General features: G+C 69.5%; 9 protein-coding genes. 7 read left to right on the top strand and 2 right to left on the bottom strand.

Translation table 11 applies throughout. The annotated features are described in order from the left end of the window. The 3 genes from DX914_RS15110 to DX914_RS15100 all read left to right on the top strand — a co-directional run. On the top strand, positions 1 to 7,497 hold a 7,497-nt coding region (locus DX914_RS15110), incomplete at its 5' end, for a DUF7507 domain-containing protein (RefSeq protein WP_115860120.1). Positions 7,498 to 7,507: 10 nt separating this feature from the next. Continuing rightward, positions 7,508 to 11,266: a TonB-dependent receptor gene (locus DX914_RS15105; protein WP_196778923.1), complete on the top strand. Its 3,759-nt coding sequence runs from the start codon at positions 7,508 to 7,510 to the stop codon at positions 11,264 to 11,266. A gap of 369 nt (positions 11,267 to 11,635) precedes the next feature. Further along, positions 11,636 to 11,779, top strand: coding sequence for a hypothetical protein (locus DX914_RS15100; RefSeq protein ID WP_196778922.1), 144 nt, complete (start codon positions 11,636 to 11,638; stop codon positions 11,777 to 11,779). 243 nt (positions 11,780 to 12,022) lie between these two features. On the opposite strand, the gene DX914_RS15095 is transcribed toward DX914_RS15100, so the two are convergent. Both DX914_RS15095 and DX914_RS15090 read right to left on the bottom strand, forming a co-directional pair. Further along, positions 12,023 to 13,315, bottom strand: coding sequence for a sensor histidine kinase (locus tag DX914_RS15095; protein ID WP_231118285.1), 1,293 nt, complete (start codon positions 13,313 to 13,315; stop codon positions 12,023 to 12,025). A 180-nt stretch (positions 13,316 to 13,495) separates the two neighbouring features. Then, positions 13,496 to 14,185 carry a response regulator transcription factor gene (locus DX914_RS15090; protein WP_115860114.1) on the bottom strand — a complete coding sequence of 230 codons (690 nt, stop codon included), beginning with the start codon at positions 14,183 to 14,185 and terminating at the stop codon, positions 13,496 to 13,498. A gap of 238 nt (positions 14,186 to 14,423) precedes the next feature. Here DX914_RS15090 and DX914_RS15085 point away from each other — a divergent pair, with 238 nt between their 5' ends. The 4 genes from DX914_RS15085 to DX914_RS15070 all read left to right on the top strand — a co-directional run bounded on the left by DX914_RS15085 (position 14,424) and on the right by DX914_RS15070 (position 19,753). Beyond that, positions 14,424 to 15,221 (top strand): phosphatase PAP2 family protein, encoded by a 798-nt coding sequence (locus DX914_RS15085; protein ID WP_115860112.1) that lies wholly within the window; start codon positions 14,424 to 14,426, stop codon positions 15,219 to 15,221. Next, positions 15,218 to 16,888: a phosphoethanolamine transferase gene (locus tag DX914_RS15080; RefSeq protein WP_115860110.1), complete on the top strand. Its 1,671-nt coding sequence runs from the start codon at positions 15,218 to 15,220 to the stop codon at positions 16,886 to 16,888. Before DX914_RS15085 ends, DX914_RS15080 begins: the two co-directional genes overlap by 4 nt. An 81-nt stretch (positions 16,889 to 16,969) precedes the next feature. Further along, on the top strand, positions 16,970 to 18,940 hold the full coding sequence (locus DX914_RS15075; RefSeq protein ID WP_115860108.1) for a serine hydrolase domain-containing protein: 1,971 nt from the start codon (positions 16,970 to 16,972) through the stop codon (positions 18,938 to 18,940). A gap of 132 nt (positions 18,941 to 19,072) precedes the next feature. Next, positions 19,073 to 19,753: a hypothetical protein gene (locus tag DX914_RS15070; RefSeq protein ID WP_115860106.1), complete on the top strand. Its 681-nt coding sequence runs from the start codon at positions 19,073 to 19,075 to the stop codon at positions 19,751 to 19,753. Positions 19,754 to 19,776 lie beyond the last annotated feature (23 nt).

Here is a 19,776-nt window from a genome sequence, read left to right as displayed (position 1 = left end):
CCGTCGGGTAACACTGCCGGCAGCACCATCGCCTACACCTTCCTGGTGACCAACACCGGCAACGTGACGATCACCGGCATCGCCGTGAACGACGCGCAGCTGGATGCGGCGGCCGTCTGCCCGGTCACGACGTTGGCCCCGGGTGCGAGCACCACCTGCACCGGCACCCACACCATCACCCAGGCGGAAGTGGACGCCGGCGTGTCGAACAACAGCGCGACGGCCAGCGGTACCGATCCCAACGGCGGTACTGCCACCAGTCCGCCGGACACCACCGCCACGCTGATCGACGTAAACCCGGCGCTGACCATCGACAAGAACGCCGGTACGCCCTCGGGCAACACCGCAGGCAGCACCATCGCCTACAGCTTCCTGGTCACCAACACCGGCAATGCGACCATCACCGGCATCGCCGTGGACGACGCGCAGCTGGATGCGGCCGCGACCTGCCCGGTGACCACGCTGGCCCCGGGTGCGACGACCACCTGCACCGGTACGCACACCATCACCCAAGCGGAAGTGGACGCCGGTACGGTGAACAACAGCGCGACCGTGACCGGCACGCCGCCGGGCGGCGGCACCACCACCAGCCCGCCGGACACCACGACGACGCCGATCGCTCCGGCGCCTGCGCTGACCGTCGACAAGACCGCCGGCACCCCGTCGGGCAACACCGCGGGCAGCACGATTGCTTACACCTTCCTGGTGACCAACACCGGCAACGTGACGATCACCGGCATCGCCGTGAACGACGCGCAGCTGGACGCGCCGGCCGTGTGCCCGGTCACGACCTTGGCGCCGGGCGCGAGCACCACCTGCACCGGCACGCATACCATCACCCAGGCGGAGGTGGACGCCGGCACGTCGAACAACAGCGCCACCGTGACCGGCACGCCGCCGGGCGGCGGCACGACCACCAGCCCGCCGGACACCACGACGACGCCGATCGCTCCGGCGCCGGCGATGACGGTCGACAAGACCGCCGGCACCCCGTCGGGCAACACCGCGGGCAGCACCATCGCCTACACCTTCCTGGTGACCAACACCGGCAACGTGACGATTACCGGCATCGCCGTGAACGACGCGCAGCTGGATGCGGCGGCCGTGTGCCCGGTGACCACGCTGGCGCCGGGCGTGAGCACCACCTGCACCGGCACCCACACCATCACCCAGGCGGAAGTAGACGCCGGCACGTCGAACAACAGCGCGACGGCCAGCGGCACCGATCCGTCTGGCGGCACGACCACCAGTCCGCCGGATACCACGACCACGCCGATCGCCTCGGCGCCCGCCCTGACCATCGACAAGACCGCCGGTACGCCCTCGGGCAACAGCGCGGGCAGCACCATCGCCTACACCTTCCTGGTGACCAACACCGGCAACGTGACGATCACCGGCATCGCCGTGAACGACGCGCAGCTGGATGCGGCGGCCGTCTGCCCGGTCACGACCTTGGCTCCGGGTGCGAGCACCACCTGCACCGGTACGCACACCATCACCCAGGCGGAAGTCGACGCCGGTGTTGTGAACAACAGCGCCACCGTGACCGGCACGCCGCCGGGCGGCGGCACCACCACCAGCCCGCCGGACACCACGACCACGCCGATCGCTCCGGCGCCGGCGCTGACCATCGATAAGACGGCCGGTACGCCCTCGGGCAGCACGGCGGGCAGCACGATTGCTTATACCTTCCTGGTGACCAACACCGGCAACGTGACGATCACCGGCATCGCCGTGAACGATGCGCAGCTGGATGCGGCCGCGACCTGTCCGGTGACCACGCTGGCGCCGGGTGCGACGACCACCTGCACCGGCACCCACACCATCACCCAGGCGGAAGTCGACGCCGGCACGTCGAACAACAGCGCGACGGCCAGCGGCACCGATCCCGCCGGTGGCACGACCACGAGTCCGCCGGATACGACCACCACGCCGATCGCGTCCACACCCGCGTTGACGCTAACGAAGACTGCGTCGCCGACCACCGTGTCGGCGGTGGGCGAGACCGTGTCCTACTCGTTCGCGGTGACCAACAGCGGCAACGTCACCATCAGCAACCTGGTGATCAACGAAACCGCGTTCAGCGGCACGGGCACGGCGCCGGTCATCACCTGCCCGGTGACGACCTTGGCCCCGGGTGCGAGCACCACCTGCACCGGTAGCTACACCGTGACGCAGGCCGACATCGACGCTGGATCCGTGACCAACACGGCGACTGCATCCGGTACGGACCCGACCGGTGGCGCCACCACCAGCCCGCCGTCGAGTGCGACCGTGACGGCAGCTCCGGCGCCGGCGCTGACCATCGACAAGACCGCTGGCACCCCCTCGGGTAACACCGCGGGCAGCACCATCGCCTACACCTTCTTGGTGACCAACACCGGCAATGTGACGATCACCGGTATTGCGGTGAATGACGCGCAGCTGGATGCGGCGGCCGTGTGTCCGGTGACCACGCTGGCGCCGGGCGCGAGCACCACCTGCACCGGCACCCACACCATCACCCAGGCGGAAGTCGACGCCGGCACGTCGAACAACAGCGCGACGGCCAGCGGCACCGATCCGACCGGTGGCACCACCACCAGTCCGCCGGATACGACCACCACGCCGATCGCGTCCACACCCGCGTTGACGCTAACGAAGACCGCGTCGCCGACCACCGTGTCCGCGGTGGGCGACACCGTCGCCTATTCGTTCGCAGTCACCAACAGCGGCAATGTGACCATCAGCAACCTGGTGATCAACGAAACCGCGTTCAGCGGCACGGGCACGGCGCCGGTCATCTCCTGCCCGGTGACGACCTTGGCCCCGGGTGCGAGCACCACCTGCACCGGTAGCTACACCGTGACGCAGGCCGACATCGACACCGGCTCGATCACCAATACGGCCACCGCCAGTGGCATGGATCCGGGCAGTAACCCGGCCACCAGCCCGCCGTCCAGCGCGACCGTGGCCGTCAACCCGGCCCCGGCGCTGACGCTGACCAAGACCGCCACGCCGACGACCGTGTCCGCGGCGGGTGACACCGTGTCCTACTCGTTCGCAGTGACCAACAGCGGCAACGTGACCATCAGCAACCTGGTGATCAACGAGACCGCCTTCAGCGGCACGGGTACGGCTCCGGTCATCACCTGTCCGGTCACCACGCTGGCTCCGGGCGCGAGCACCACCTGCACGGCCAGCTACACGGTCACTCAGGCCGACGTCGATGCTGGTACGGTCACCAACACCGCGACCGCGTCCGGTACCGATCCGAGCGGTGGGGCTACGACCAGCCCGTCGTCCACCGCGACCGTGACCGTCAACCCGGCTCCGGCGCTGACGCTGACCAAGATCGCCACGCCGACCACCGTGTCCGCGGTGGGCGACACCGTCGCCTACTCGTTCGCGGTGACCAACAGCGGCAACGTCACCATCAACAACTTGGCGATCAACGAAACCGCGTTCAGTGGCACGGGCACCGCGCCGGTCGTCACCTGCCCGGTGACCACCCTGGCTCCGGGTGCGAGCACGACCTGCACGGCCAGCTACACCGTCACCCAGGCCGACATCGATGCGGGCTCGGTGACCAACACCGCTACGGCGTCGGGCACCGACCCGAGCGGTGGCACCACCACCAGTCCGCCGTCGTCCGCGACGGTGACGGTGAACGCCAACCCTGTGTTGACGCTGACCAAGACCGCCACGCCGACCACCGTGTCTGCGGTGGGCGACACTGTCGCTTACTCGTTCGCGGTGACCAATAGCGGTAACGTCACGATCGCCAACCTGGTGATCAACGAAACCGCCTTTAGTGGCACGGGCACCGCGCCGGTCGTCACCTGTCCGGTGGCCACGCTGGCGCCGGGTGCGAGCACCACCTGCACGGCCAGCTACACCGTGACCCAGGCCGACATCGATGCAGGTTCGGTCACCAACACGGCCACCGCCAGCGGCACGGATCCGGGCAACAACCCGGCCACCAGCCCGCCGTCGTCCGCCACCGTGACGGTGAATCCGGCCCCCGCGCTGACGCTGACCAAGACCGCCACGCCGACCACCGTGTCTGCGGTGGGCGACACCGTCGCCTACTCGTTCGCGGTGACCAACAGCGGCAACGTGACCATCAGCAACCTGGTCATCAACGAAACCGCGTTCAGTGGCACGGGCACGGCCCCGGTCATCACCTGTCCGGTCACCACGCTGACCCCGGGTGCGAGCACCACCTGCACGGCCAGCTACACGGTCACTCAGGCCGACGTCGATGCTGGTACGGTCACCAACACCGCGACCGCGTCCGGTACCGATCCGAGCGGTGGGGCTACGACCAGCCCGCCGTCCACCGCGACCGTGACCGTCAACCCGGCTCCCGCGCTGACGCTGACCAAGACCGCCACGCCGACCACCGTGTCCGCGGTGGGCGACACCGTCGCCTACTCGTTCGCGGTGACCAACAGCGGCAACGTCACCATCAACAACTTGGTCATCAACGAAACCGCGTTCAGTGGCACGGGCACGGCCCCGGTCGTCACCTGCCCGGTGACGACCTTGGCCCCGGGCGAGAGCACGACCTGCACGGCGAGCTACACCGTGACCCAGGCCGACATCGATGCCGGCTCGATCACTAATACGGCCACCGCCAGCGGCACGGATCCGGGCAACAACCCGGCCACCAGCCCGCCGTCGTCCGCGACGGTCACGGTGAACGCCGCTCCGGCGCTGACCTCGACCAAGGCCATGACCGGCAATGCCGACGAAGACGGCGACGGCGCGGTGAGCGTGGGCGACACGCTGACCTACACCATCACCGTGACCAACACCGGCAACGTCAGCCTCACCGACGTGGTGGTGACCGACAACAAGATCAGCCCGAACAGCGTCACCTGCACCACGCTGGCACCGTCGGCGACCTGCGTGCTCACCGGTACCTACCGTGTCACCCAGGCCGACACCAACGCCGGCAACGTGGTCAACGCCGCGGTGGTGACCACCGCCACGCCGGGTGCCTGCCCGGCCGTCTCGACCGCGGTGGAGTGCAACCCGACCGTGACCGTGCCGGTGAAGCAGGAGCCGAAGCTGAGCTCGGTCAAGGCCATGACCGGCAACGCCGACGAGGACGGCAACGGCGCGGTCAGCGTGGGCGACACGCTGACCTACACCATCACCGTGACCAACACCGGCAACGTCAGCCTCACCGACGTGGTGGTGACCGACAACAAGATCGTCCCCAGCAGCGTCACCTGCGCCAGCGTGGCCCCGGCCGCGACCTGCGTGCTGACCGGTACCTACCGCGTCACCCGGGCCGATGCCGAGGCTGGCAATGTCGTCAACGCCGCGGTCGTCACCACGGCCACGCCGGGCGCGTGCCCGGCCGGCTCGACCGCGCCGGAGTGCAGCCCGACGGTGACCGTCAACGTGACCGGCCGTCCGGCCATCGCCGCGACCAAGACCGCCACGCTGACCACCGATCTCGGCACCCCGGGCAAGGGCAACGCCGGCGACGTGATCACCTATGCGGTCACGGTCATCAACACCGGCGACGTGACCCTGACCGGCCTGCGCACGGTCGATACCTTCGAGAACGGCACGCCGACCACGTTGACGTGTGCGCCGACCACGCTGGCGCCGGGGGCCATGGCCACCTGCAACAGCTACACCCACACCATCACCGAGGCCGAAGCCAACGCCGGCGGCACCCTGGACAACGTGGTCCTCGCCAGCGCGACCTATGGCACCACCACGCAGACGATCACCGTCACCGCGACCAGCACCGCTGTGGTGGCCGTGGAGCCGGAGGCCACCGTGCTGCGGGTGAGCAAGCAGGCCAATCCGCGCGACGTGAACATCGGCGACCTGGTGCGCTACACCGTCACCGTCGAGAACCTCGGCCAGACGGCGGCGACCGACGTCACCGTGATCGACACCCCGCCGGCCGGCTTCAGCTACGTCGACGGCAGCCTGCAGGTCGCCGACACCGACAAGCTCGGCCGCCTGGTGGGCACCTTCCCGGTCCGCGTCGATCAGATCGACATCCCGGCCGGCGGGCGCGCCACCCTGGTCTACCTGCTGCGCGTCGGTGCGGGCGTGCGTCCGGGCGTCCACGTCAACCGCGCCTACGCGGAAGACGGCGGCGTGCGCTCGAACGTGGCCACGGCCGAAGTGCAGTTGGTCGCCGATCCGCTGCTGGACGAGTCGCTGATCATCGGTACGGTGTTCGACGACCGCGACCGGGACGGCTGGCAGGATCCGGCCGAGCTCAGCGGCATCCGCGTGCAGGGCGGCTTCGCTCCGGGCGCCTACATCGCGAATTCGACCACGGTCGATCGCGGCACCGGCCCGGCGCCGGAAGCCGATGCGAGCTCGCCGATGCTGCACGGCATCGATCTGGGCAAGATCGCCGCGCGTCAGTCCGACGCCGATCCGGTCGCCGCGCATACGGTGGTGATCAGCCAGAAGCTCAATGCACTGGAGTTCACCGACGACTTCGCGATGACCACGGCCCAGGGCCTGACGGTGCGCATGGACAAGGCCGGCAACAGCCGCGTCGAGCGCAGCGGCGATGCCGCCAAGGGCCTGACCGGCGCCGATCCCAAGGTCGAGCGTCGCGTCGCCCAGGTCGAAGGCGGCTACCAGGTCGACTACATCGTCAGCAACGCCGGTGTGGACGAGCGCGGTATTCCGGGCGTGCGCCTGGCCACGGTGGAAGGCGTGCTGATCGAAACCGACCAGTTCGGCCGCTACCACCTGGAAGGCGTGCCGGGCGGCCCGTGGGAGCGCGGCCGCAACTTCATCGTCAAGCTCGATCCGGCCACCCTGCCGCCGGGCAGCGTGTTCACCACCGACAACCCGCTGGTCCGCCGCATCACCCCGGGCCTGCCGGTGCGCTTCGACTTCGGCGTCAAGCTGCCGCCGGGCGAAATCCCGGCCGGCAAGGAAGAGATCGAGTTGCGCATCGGCGAGGTGTTCTTCGCCCCGGGCAGCGCGGTGGTCACGCCGCAGTACCTGCCCGCGGTGGAGAAGATGGCCGAACAGGTGCGCGAGCACGGCGGCGGCGAAGTGGTGATCGTGGCCCAGGGCGAGTACGACACCCTGGCCATGGATCGCGCCCTGGCGGTACGCAAGGCGCTGGAAGGCATGCTGAGCACCGAGCAGTTGAAGGCGCTCACGGTCAGTGTGCGCACCCAGGCCGACTTTCCCGAGACCATGGTGGTCGGCTTCTCCGAGTGGCCGCTGCTGGGCGAGGTGCTGTTCGATACCGACCGCAGCACGATCAAGCCGCAGTACCGCCCGCTGATCGAGAAAATGGCCGCGGCGATCGAGCAGATGCGCTCGACCCGCCTGATCATCACCGGCCACACCGACAAGCGCGCCTCGGACGACTACAACGTCGCCCTGGGCATGCGCCGCGCCAAGGCGGTCTACGACGCCATCGCCGAAAAGATCAGCCCCGAAGTGCGGGCCAAGTTCCGTGTCGATCTCAGCAACGACCCGGCAGCCCCTGCCGGCAACGAGAAGTAAGGGGGATGCCATGAAGATGAAACTGCTCGACTACACCCTCATCGGCATCCTGGCCGGTCTGTCCGCGGTAGCCTCCGCGCAGGAAACGGCGGCGCCCGCGCCGCCCGCCACCGGCCGCGACGGTACCGCCGCGCCGCCCGCGCCCGCGTCGGATCTGGATTGCAGCGACAGCGGCTGCAGCGCCGACGACGGCCTGCTGTTCGAACTGCGCACGCGCGGCGAGCGCCGCCCGCTGACCCAGGGCACCACCGACGCCTCCACCTCGCAGACCCTGCAGCCCGACCGCCGCGTGACGGTGGAGGTGGAAGAGGCGCGCACGCAGTGGCAGGACGCGCTGAAGCCGGGCCAGGCCATCGCCATCGGCAAGTGGTCGCTGCAACTGCCCGGCGGCGGCGTGGTCTGGGCCACCGAGGATCCCAACCTCGGCCAACCCATGTTCAACGTCTCGGCGCCCTCGCTGCTGGCCTTCGACGGACAGCGCGTGGTCAAGCCGGTGCGCTTCTACGCCTACAGCAATTATTCGGCCTTCATCCAGCGCGCCGAAGTGCTGATCTACCGCGCCACCGACGCCGACCTGGTCACGCCCATCGCCAGCATCGAGCTGCCGGCGGGCGCGGTGGCCGAGGCGACCTGGGACGGCGCGCTGCCGGCCGGGCTGGAGCTGCGCGCGGGCGACGAGCTGATCTACCTCGTGCGCGCCCACGGCGCCGACGGCGCCTACGACGAAACCTACCCGCGCCGCCTGCAGCTGGTGAAGCCCGAGGAAGCCGAGCGTGGCGCGCGCCTGCTGCGCGATTCGGTGGAAAAGCGCGCCGGCGAATCCTTCACCGTGGAGGAAGCCGAACAGCGCAGTCAGATCGACGGCATCTTCGGCGAGAACAGCCTGCGCCGGCAGAACATCGCCATCTACGGCTCGCGCATCCGCATCCAGGGCCGCAACATCGCCGACGGCTACACCCTGCAGATCAACGGCCAGAGCCACCCGATCGATCTGGAACGCAAGATGGTGGCCGAGTACCTGGTGCCGGTGGGACGGCACAAGTTCGACGTCGAGGTGGGCAAGGGCAACCAGCGCTCGCACCAGCAACTGGATATCGACGTCACCGGCCGCTACATGTTCGCCGTGGCCCTGGCCGACCTGACCGCGTCCAAGACCAGCGTGTCCGGCTCGATCGAGCCGCTGGCCGCCGACGACCGCTTCGACGACGGCTTCCTGCTCGAAGGCCGCCTGGCGTTCTATCTGAAGGGCAAGATCAAGGGCAAGTACCTGGTCACGGCGCAGGCGGACACGCAGGAGCGCGAAGTGCGCGAGCTGTTCGACGGCTTCTGGGACGCCGACCCGCAGGACGTGTTCCGCCGCCTGGATCCCGATCAGTACTACCCGGTCTATGGCGACGACTCGGTCACCTACCGCGACGTCGACACCCAGGGCCGGCTGTACCTGCGCGTGGACTGGGACAAGAACCAGGCGCTGTGGGGCAACTTCAACACCGGCATCACCGGCACCGAATACGCCCAGTACGACCGTTCGCTGTACGGCGGCGCGCTGTCCTGGCGCAGCCGCCGCAGCACCGCGCTGGGCGAGCCGGGCACCGAACTGCGCGCCTTCGGCTCCGAGGCGCAGACCGCGCCCGGCCACAGCGAATTCCTCGGCACCGGCGGCAGCCTGTACTACCTCAAGCACACCGACGTGCTGCCGGGTTCGGACAAGGTCACCCTGGAGATCCGCGACCGCACCACCGGCCGGGTCGAGAACCGGGTCGAACTGGCGCGCGGCGCCGACTACGAGATCGACGAACTGCAGGGCCGGCTGCTGCTCAGCCGCCCGCTGGCGCAGATCACCCGCGAGAACGTGCGCAGCCTGACCCGCGACACCCCGCTGGACGGCTACGCCCAGGTGCTGCTGGTGGACTACGAGTTCCTGCCCTCCGGTTTCGACGCCGACGGGCTGACCGCCGGCTTCCGCGGCAAGCACTGGTTCGGCGAGCACGTCGCGGTGGGCGCGACCTACGTCGACGAGAACCGCGCCGGCGAGGACTACGGCCTCAAGGGCGCCGACCTGACCCTGCAGGCCGGCCGCGGCACCTACCTCAAGCTGGAACACACCCAGACCGAGGCCAGCAGCGCGCCGATCTTCTATTCCGACAACGGCGGCCTGAGCTTCACCCAGATCAACTCCGGCCTGGGCGCGCGCGAAGGCGAGGCCAAGTCGGTCGAGGCGCGTGCCAACTTCAAGGAGCTGGGCTGGACCGACAACGACTGGTCGGTGGGCGCCTGGTGGCGGCGCGTGGGCAAGGGCTATTCGATCGCGCGCCTGGACAGCAATCTGGACATCGAGGAGCGCGGCGTCGAATTCCAGGGCCAGCTGGGCCCGTCGGTGTTGCTGTACGGCCGCTACTCGGTGGCCGAGCGCGGCGCCGAATCGCTGACCCAGGCCCAACTGACCGGCGAGTGGCGCATCACCGACGCGGCCACCTTCGGCGTGGAGCTGCGCCAGGTGGAGGAAGAGCGCGCCAGCGGCGACGCCGCCGGCACCCTGGCCGCGCTGCAGTACAAGCAGCGCGTGGGCACCCAGCTGGAACTGTTCGGCACCGCCCAGTTCACCCTGGACGACGACGGCGGCCGCTACGCCGACAACGACGCCTACAGCGTGGGTGCCAAGTACCTGTTCGGCGACCTGTCCAGTGTCGGCGCGGAGCTCACCACCGGCGACCGCGGCGACGCGGCCAAGGTCGATGCCGAGTACCGCATCAGCCCCGACCACAGCGTCTACGGCGCCTACACCTATTCCACCGACCGCAGCGACTACGACCCGCTGTTCGGCGACCGCATCAACGGCGGCTGGACCCTGGGCCAGCGCTGGCGCCTGTCGAACCAGGTCAACCTGTTCAACGAAAGCCAGTTCCTCAAGCAGCCCAACGAGTCCGGCCTGGCCCACACCTTCGGCATGGATTTCTATCCGGGCGAAGGCTGGAACCTGGGCTTCACCTTGCAAAACGCCAGCCTGGACCGCGACAACGGCGGTCAGGGCCTGAGCCAGGTCGACCGCCGTGCCGTCAGCCTCAACGGTGGCCGCAGCTCGGTGGATACGCAGTGGCAGAGCAAGCTGGAGTGGCGCCGCGACACCGGTGCCGAGCGCCGCGAACAGTGGGTGACCACCAACCGCTTCCTGCACAAGTTCGACGACAGCTTCCGCGTCGCCGGCCGCTTCAACTATTCGCAAACCCGCGACCGGCTCGACGTCCAGGCCGGCGCCAAGTTCGTCGAGGGCAACGTCGGTTTCGCCTGGCGTCCGTACAACAGCACCCGCTGGGCGCTGCTGGGCAAGTACACCTACCTCTACGATGTCTCCGCGCTGCAGCAGGTCGGCAACAACGTGGCCACCTACGACCAGCGCAGCCAGGTGCTGTCGCTGGAGGGCGTGTACAACCCGAATCACCACTGGGAATTCGCCGGCAAGCTGGCACGGCGCGAAGGCCAGGTGCGGTTCGGCCGCCTGCAGGGCGAGTGGGCCGACTCCTCGGCCACCTTCGGCGCCGTCCAGGTCCGCTACGAACTGGACGAGGTCTGGCACGGCCTGGCCGAGTACCGCTGGCTGGGCGTGAAGGACGGCGGCGACCGCAGCGGCGTGCTCGTCGGCCTGGATCGCGACGTCGGAAAGCACTTCCGGGTTGGAGTCGGCTACAACTTCACCGAGTTCAGCGATGATCTAACCGATTTCGATTATGACCACCGCGGATGGTTCTTGAATCTGGTGGGGAGCTATTAAGCGTATTACGTTGTAATCGGCGTCGTCGGTGGTTTTTGCATCGCACGGCGCAGACACCGGTTCCGAGCCCCGGAAGAGGGCAGCGGCCGGGCAGGGTGGGGCGGTGCGCAACACCGCCGCGCCCGTAGGCGACGGCCCTCGGGTCACCGCATGGGCAGTGGCTTCACGCAGGACGCAACACGATTCAGACCTACTACTACAAGGCGGACCACCGCCGATTGGACGCGGAACAACAACAAGCCAAGGCCGCGTCGTTGCTCCAGTCAGTGCTTAACTTGTCAATTGAGGTGCGAAATGTCGAAAGAATCCAGGCGCAGGATGACGCTGAATCTCGCAGGGACCGAGATGCAGTTTCTGGAGGACCTGTGCGTGCGTAAGGGTGTAAGCAAGACCGCCGCGATCCGTCAGGCGTTGCGGCTGTACCAGGTAGTCGAAGACCGAGTCGATTCGGGCAAGAAGCTGTACTTCGTGGATGGCACCACCAAGGAGCGTTCCGAGCTGATGCTGCTCTGACGCGCCGGTGCCGTGCTCCGCACGGCGCACGGCGGGGACATCACGTCGATCCCCGCCGTTCGTCGGTCCACGGCCGCGGAGCCGCGCGCCCATCAGGCGACACTGCGGGCCAGGGGGCGGCCCGCGTCCGATACGGGCGTGACTGCCCGTCCCGCTCCCTATTTCCCTTGCGCAAGCGGCCGGTTCCCGGCCGTCATCGTTTGCGCGCGACGCCGGCCGGGCCGCGGCGCAGGCATGCCGGCTTCAGCGCCGCTCGCGCCCGCCCAGATCCAGGGTGGTGCGGGTGCCTCGCCCCAGGTCCGAATCGAAGCGCAGGCGCCAGCCCAGGTGCTCGCACAGGCGCGAGATCAGATCCAGGCCGATGCCGCCGCCGTCGCGTTCGCCGCCGCCGCGGGCGATGCGCGCGTAGATCGCGCTGATCTCCTCCGGGCTCATGCCGTGGCCGGGGTCGTCGATGATCACCGTAGCCGGCGCCTGCAGCCGCACCACGATCTCGCCGCGGTCGCTGTGTTCGATCGCGTTGCGCAGCAGGTTGCCGATGGCCGCCTGCACGATCGGCAGCGGCGCGACCACCTCGCAGGGCGGCAGCGGCGCCAGGCTCAGGCGCAGGTCCTTGGCGTCGGCGAGCGGTCGGTGGTCGTGGACGATCTCCGGCAGCAACTGATCCAGGGCGATGGCATCGGACGCGTCGGCCAGGCGCGCCGGATCCTTGGCCAGCACCAGCAGCAGCGAGATCAGCCGTTCCACGTCCTGCGAGGTGCGCTGGATGCGCAGCAGCTGATGGCGCACCGGCGCGGCCAGTTCCGGCTGGTCCAGCGCCAGTTCGGTGGCGCCGGCGATCACCGAGATCGGCGTGCGCAGCTCGTGGCTGGCGCTGTCGATGAAGGCGCGTTCGCGCTCGACGAAACGCTCGTGGCGGCGCAGGTAGTCGTTGAGCGCGTCGGCGATCACCACCAGCTCGGCACTGGCCGCGTGCGGCACGTCGACGCGCTGGCCGGCCTGGTCCGGACGCAGGCCGCCGATGCGTTCGGCCAGGGTGCTCAGCGGCCGCATCAGCCGGTTCACGCCCAGGCCGATCAGCAGCGCCAGCAGCAACAAGGTGGTGATAGCGGAGCCGGCGATGGTCAGGGCCATGTCGAACTCGCGCGTTTCCAGTTCGCTGATGTCCAGCGACAGGGTCAGCCTACGGCCGCCGCTGTCGCGCACCAGCACCACGTGCTCCACGCCGTCCACCAGCATGTCGTCGTGCACGCCCGGGCTCAGCCGGCGCAACGACGGCGGCGGCGCGGGGCCGCTTCGGCTGTCGTACAGCTTGATGCTCTGGGTGTCGGTCCAGTGGTAGTGCGGGTCGATGCGGCTGCGCTCGTCGAAATGGTCCAGTTCCGACTCCAGCAAGGTCTGCCAGACCAGGTTTTCGACGTGCTCGTTGACGATGAAGCCCTGCGCGACCACCGCCACCGACAGCAGCGCGGTGAAGCCCAGCAAGCCCAGCAGGATGCGCCGGCGCAGGCTGCTCTTGGCGCGTTCGCGGGTCAAGCGCGGGTCTCCCGGCATGGCTGCGTCCGCTGTTGCTCGTCGTTCCCGCGAAGGCGGGAATCCATGTTCGGTCGCCTGTCGAATCGGTCCATGGGGTGGTACGCCACCCTCTGGATTCCCGCGTTGACGGGCATGACGGGCGCCGCGAGCGTAGGGAGTCGATACCTGCATGCGTGCCCGTTAGCTGCCATGCACGCCTTCCAACTGGGCCAACCGGTAACCCACGCGCGGCACCGTCTGGATCAGCTTGCTGGGGTAGGGCCCGTCCACGCTGCGGCGCAGTTCGTAGATATGGGAGCGCAGCATATCGCCGTCGGGCGGGCTGTCGCCCCATAGCGCGTGCTCCAGGCGCTCGCGCGTGACCGCCGCGGGGCTGGACTGCATCAGCACTTCCAGCAGCTTGCGGCAGGCCGGGTACAGATGCAGGGCGCGGCCGCCGCGGCTGACTTCCAGCGTGGCCAGGTCGTAGCGCAGGTCGGCCACTTGCAGCATGCGGCCGCGGCCGCGGCCTTGCGCGCGCGCGACCAGCGCTTCCAGCCGCACTTCCAGTTCGGGCAGGGCGAAGGGCTTGGTCAGGTAGTCGTCGGCGCCGGCGCGGAAGCCGGCGATCTTGTCGGGCAGTTCGTCGCGTGCGGTCAGCATCAGCACCGGCACCTCGTTGCCGGCGTCGCGCAGCCCGCGCAGCACGCCGTGACCGTCCAGGCGCGGCAGCATCCAGTCCAGCACGATGACGTCGTAGGCCTGGGTCACCGCCAGGTGCAGGCCGGTGGCGCCGTCGGGCGCCGCGTCCAGCGTATAGCCGCGCGCCTCGAAGTACTCGAACAGGTTGGCGACCAGGTTGCGGTTGTCTTCCACCACCAACACGCGCATCGCTAGGGACACTCCATCGCTGCGGGCGCGCCATCGCGACCGATCGGCCAGTATCGGCACGCCCGCGTCGGAGCGGCGTCGGAGCCGGCACCGGCATGGTCGCATGCCGCCGGTGCCGGTTTAGCGCGCGTTTAGCGGCCGCCGCGGCTTTAACGCGACGCGAATACCGCTCCTACCGCTCTCCGACAAGTCGCTGCCGATGATCGCCGCCGCCTCCTCTCAGTCGGCAGCCGTATCGATGAAGTCCCCCGCGGTCAGCAAGCACAACATCAAGGGCGGCGCGCCCTGGCCGCCGGCGTCCAGCCGTCTGGACGGGATCGCGGCGGCGACCTGGCCGGCCGCGAGCACCGACCGCTTCCACCTGCATCACCTCTGGCTGCCCCTGGTCGGCTTCGCCACCGTGCTGGCGCTGCTGGCCTTGTTGCAGGGCGACGCCTGGTGGGCCGACCGCCTGTACGCCTGGCAGGGCGGGCACTGGGCGCTGCGCAACGCCTACCTCACCCAGACCTTGATCCACCTGGGCGGGCGCGACCTCAGCACCGCCGCCTGGCTGGCCGTGGCCCTGGCCTGGCTGGTCGCCTGGCGGCGGCCGGCCCTGGCGCGGTTGCGCTGGCCGCTGGCCTACCTGGCGCTGGCGACCCTGCTGGCGACGGCGGCGGTGGCCTGGCTGAAGTCGTGGTCGAACATGGACTGCCCCTGGGACCTGCTGCGCTACGGCGGCGATCGCCCTTACGTGGGCCTGCTGGCGCTGCGCCCGGTGGGCCTGTCGCGCGGCGTGTGCTTCCCCGCCGGCCATGCCAGCGGCGGCTATGCCTGGATGTCGCTGTACTTCTTCGCCCTGACGCTGCGGCCGCGCCTGCGCTACTGGGGATTGGCCGTGGGCGTCGGCGCCGGTCTGCTGTTCGGCTTCTCGCAGCAGCTGCGCGGCGCGCACTTCCTCTCGCACGACGTGTGGACCGCGGCGCTGTGCTGGATGACGGTGCTGGGCGTGTACCTGCTGTTCCGGCGCCACCTGCCGCTGGCGCCGCGCGCATGAGCGCGGTCGTCGGCACCCGCGCCGAGGCGGGCGAACGCAAGAGCGGCCTGCGCCTGGCGCCGGAGATGAGCGTGGAGCGCCTGGCGCTGATCGCCGCGCTCTACTTCACCGTGTTCTGCAACGGCCCGCTGTTCGCCGCGGTCGCCGCCACCGGCGCGTTGCACGGCTTGAGCGGCTGGCTGACCGGCCTGAGCCTGTTCGTGATGGTCGCGGCCTTGAGCGTGCTGCTGTTGGGGCTGCTGCTGTACCGCCCGATCGCCAAGCCGGTGCTGATCGTGCTGCTGCTGGTCACCGCGGTGGCGTTGCGTTTCATGAGCGAATACTCGGTGTACCTGGACACCGACATGATTCGCAACGTGCTGCATACCGACGGCAAGGAGTCGGGCGAGCTGATGTCCTGGCGTTTGCTGCCTTCGTTGTTCCTCTACGGTGTGCTGCCCTCGCTGTTGGTCTGGCGCGTGCGGCTGACGCGGCGGCCGTGGCCGCGGGCGGTGTTGGTGCGCACCGCGGTGCTGGCGGCAGCGCTGGCGGTGGCCGGCGGCGCCGCGCTGCTGTCGTTTCAGAACCTGTCCTCGCTGATGCGCAACCATCGCGAACTGCGCCACCTGATCACCCCGGGCAACTACCTGATGTCGCTGGCGCGGGTGGCGGTGGAAGCGCGTGCCGACAAGAACCGCCCGCGCGTGCCGCTGGGCGAGGATGCGCGCGTGATCGGCCGGCCGCTGGGCGCCAAGCCGCGGCTGCTGGTGATCGTGGTCGGCGAAACCGTGCGCGCGCAGAACTGGGGCCTCAATGGCTATGCGCGCCAGACCACGCCGGAACTGGCCAGGATCGGCCCGATCAACTTCCGCGAGGTGCAGTCCTGCGGTACCAGCACCGAAGTCTCGGTGCCGTGCATGTTCTCGCCCTGGGGCCGCCACGACTACGACCGCGCCCGCATCAAGGGCTCGCAATCGCTGCTGCACGTGCTCGAGCACGCCGGCATTCCGACCCTATGGCGCGACAACCAGACCGGCTGCAAGGGCGTCTGCGACGGCCTGGCGTTCGAGTCCTTCGAGCACGGCGACGATCCGCGCTACTGCGACGCGAACGGCTGCAGCGACGAAGTGCTGCTACAAGGTCTGGACGCCGAACTGGCGCGTCGCCCCGGCGACATGGTCCTGGTGCTGCACCAACTGGGCAACCACGGGCCCAGCTACTACAAGCGCTATCCGCCGCAGTTCGAACGCTACCGGCCCGCCTGCAAGAGCGACGACCTGGGCCAGTGCAGCCTGGGCGAAATCGTCAACGCCTACGACAACGCGATCCTGCACACCGACGCCTTCCTGGCCGCGACCATCCGCACCCTGGCCGAGCGCAGCGGGCGCGACACCGCGATGATCTACCTGTCCGACCACGGCGAGTCGCTGGGCGAGAACGGCCTGTTCCTGCACGGCGTGCCCTACGCGATCGCGCCCAAGACCCAGACCCGCGTGCCGATGACGATGTGGCTGTCGCCGGGCTTCACCGCCAGCCGCGGCATCGACGGCGTCTGCCTGCGCCGCCGCGCCCAGCTGCCGGCCAGCCAGGACCACCTGTTCCATTCGGTGCTGGGGCTGATGCAGGTGCGCACGGCGGTCTACGACCCCAAGCTGGACCTGTTCGCGGGCTGCGAACGCCCGCGCTGAGCCGTCGCGGGCACTTGCGGCCCGCCACCGGCTTTTCCAATATGGAAAATCGGCCGCCCCGGCCGGCCTTCGGAGCCGCGCATGCCGTCGTCTTCTCGCCGCCTTTGGTGCGTGCTGCTGTCCGCCGCCCTGGCCCTGTGTGGCGGCGCCCAGGCGCAACCGCGGCCACCGGCGCAGGCCGCGCCCACGGGATCCGACGCCCGCCTGGACCCGCAAGACGTGAGCGCCTATGTCGATGGCGTGGTCGATGCCTACCGCCGCCGCTACGGCATCGCCGGCGTCACCGTGGCCGTGGTCGACGCGCAGGGGCCGCTGCTGCTCAAGGGCTACGGCCTGGCCCGGCAGTCGCCACCGCGTGCGGTCGCGCCCGACGCCACCTTGTTCCGCATCGGTTCGGTGTCCAAGACGTTCACCTACCTGGAAGCGCTCAAGCTCATCGACGCCGGCCGCCTCCAGCTCGATGCGCCGGTCAACGACTATCTGCCGGCCGAGCTCAAGCTGCCCGACGACGGCTACCCGCCGGTGTTGCTGCGCCACCTGCTCACCCACACCGCCGGCTACGAGGACTCCGCCTTCGGCCACCTGTTCGCGCGCGATCCCAAGGCCGCGCTCAGCGTGCGCGACTACCTGGTCCGGCACCGCCCGCAGCGCGTGCGCGCGCCCGGCACCCACGCGGTCTATTCCAACTACAGCGTGGTGCTGCTGGGCGCGGTATTGGAGCGCGTGGCCGGCGTGCCCTTCGTTGCGCTGATCGAGCGCGACCTGTTCGCGCCCATGGGCATGCGGCGCACCACCTTCCGCGAACCGCTGGGCGCGCAGGACCCGCGCAACGTCGGCGCCTCATTCAAGGGCTTGTGGTCGGACGGGCACCAGCGCAGCCAGGGCGGCTATGCGCGCCAGGACTTCGAATACATCGCCCAAGTCGGGCCCGCCGGTTCGGTGTCCAGCGACGCGGCGGACATGGCGCGCTACCTGCGCATGCTGCTGGGGCGCGGCGAACTCGACGGCCGCCGCATCGTGCCGGCCGCCGCCTTCGCCCGGCTCGAGGCCGCGCCGCTGTTCCGCACCGCGCCCGACGCCACCGGCCTGGCCTACGGCTTCTTCCGCCGCGACTACGGCCAGGTGCGCAGCCTGGAGCACGGCGGCGCCACCTTGTACTTCCATTCCAACCTGGTCGCGGTGCCCGAGCTGGGCTTCGGCGTGTTCGTGTCCACCAACACCGACACCGGCGCGCGCCTGGCCGCGGAACTGCCGGGTTTGCTGCTGCAGCGCTACTTCGAACGCGCGCGCCCCGCGCCGCTGCCGCGGCCGGCCAAGGACAGCGCACAGGCGCTGCAGCCCTACGCCGGCCAATACCTGGGCGAGCGCCGCAACTACCGCGACTTCGAAAAACTGCTCACCGCCAGCAACGCGCAAGTGGCGGTCACCGACGACGGCTACCTCAGCCTGACCGCCGGCGGCGAGACCACGCGCTGGGTGCTGGAAAAGCCCGACGTGTTCCGCGCCGTGGAAGGCCCGGGCCGCCTGGCCTTCCTGCGGCGCGACGGTGCGTTGACCGGCTTCGTCTCTCCTTACGGCCACGACGTCTACGACCGCGCCGGCGCGTTGGACAGCGCCAATGCCTTCTACGTCCTGCTCGCCCTCGCCGTGCTCACCGCGCTGGGAGTTCTGACCGGCGCCTGGCTGCGCCGCGGCCGCGCCCGCGGCGACAGCCTGCGCGCGCAAGCCGCCCACCGCAGCGCGCGCCTGCTGGTGTGGACCGCCGCCGCCTGGCTGCTGTTCGCCGTGATGTTCGGCGTCGCCTTCGCCCAGATCGCGTCCGCCGGCAACGACGCGGTCTATACCTATCCCACGCCTTTGCTGCGCGCCGCGCTATGGGCGGCGTTGCTGCCGCTGCTGCTGACCTTGATCAGCGTGGTGCTGCTGTGGCCGGCTGGGCGGGCGCCGGACTTCGGGCGTTGGCGCAAGCTGCGACATACGCTGGCGGCGGTGGCGTTCGTTCTGGCGGCCGTGGCGCTGTGGGTGTGGAACGCGTTGCCTTGGCGATTGTGACGCGCCGAGCCGGTAGGCCGGCGATGCAGTCTGGGGCATCACGCCGTGGTATCGCGGCGTGGACATGACATGCTGAGTCCCAGGCCCGTTGTGTCCAGGGAAGGTGGTGGTATGCGCTGGTCGAGAGTCGCAATGCTGTCGGTGAGCGGCGTGGTGCTGGCGCTTATGGCCGCAGTCGCCCCGGTGGCCATCGATAGGGCCGGGTCGGCGTTGCGGGGCGGTGCGGACGCGCCGAGCCCGGTGGTCGCCTCCGCGGAGGAGACGCGGGCGATCTTGGGCAGCGTGCTCGCGCAGAAGCCGGCCGGTGGCCGAGTGCCGGCTCCGCCCAAAGCGGGGCAGCCGCCTCAAGCCGAGCCCGCGCGCATTCTCATCTTGACCGATCGGTCGCAGTGCTTCGCGCCGCAAGGCGAGGCCGAGGCGAAAACTTCCTGCCTCTCCGCGATGGCCGATTCCCTGCTTGCCGCCGAGCTGGATGCGTCCATGCCGCGCAAGCTCCGCGAAGAACTCCTGCTGGCCAACCGGGAGCCGCACCCGCTCCTGCTGGCGGGTATCCGTGGAACCCAGGTGGAGAGCGAAGCCAACATCGAGCGCGCCTTCGCCGGTGGCTGGTGGGACGATTTCTACCGCAAGTATCCGGGTGCCAGCGGGATCGTCCGGATCGGCCGGCCGGTACTGACGAAAGACCGCCAGCAGGCATTGATCTACGTCGCGCACTCTTGCGGGGGCTTGTGCGGCAAGGGGATGGTCTATCTGCTGTCCCGTTCCGGCGCGGGCTGGTCGATTGTCCAAGAGCAAATGCTATGGATCAGCTGAACGCCGGCGCATCGATGCGGTCG

The sequence above is a fragment of the Lysobacter silvisoli genome (assembly GCF_003382365.1).
GTDB classification, from domain to species: Bacteria; Pseudomonadota; Gammaproteobacteria; order Xanthomonadales; family Xanthomonadaceae; genus Lysobacter; species Lysobacter silvisoli.
Note: the sequence above shows the minus strand (reverse complement) of the source record. Positions and strands in the feature narration are given on the sequence as shown.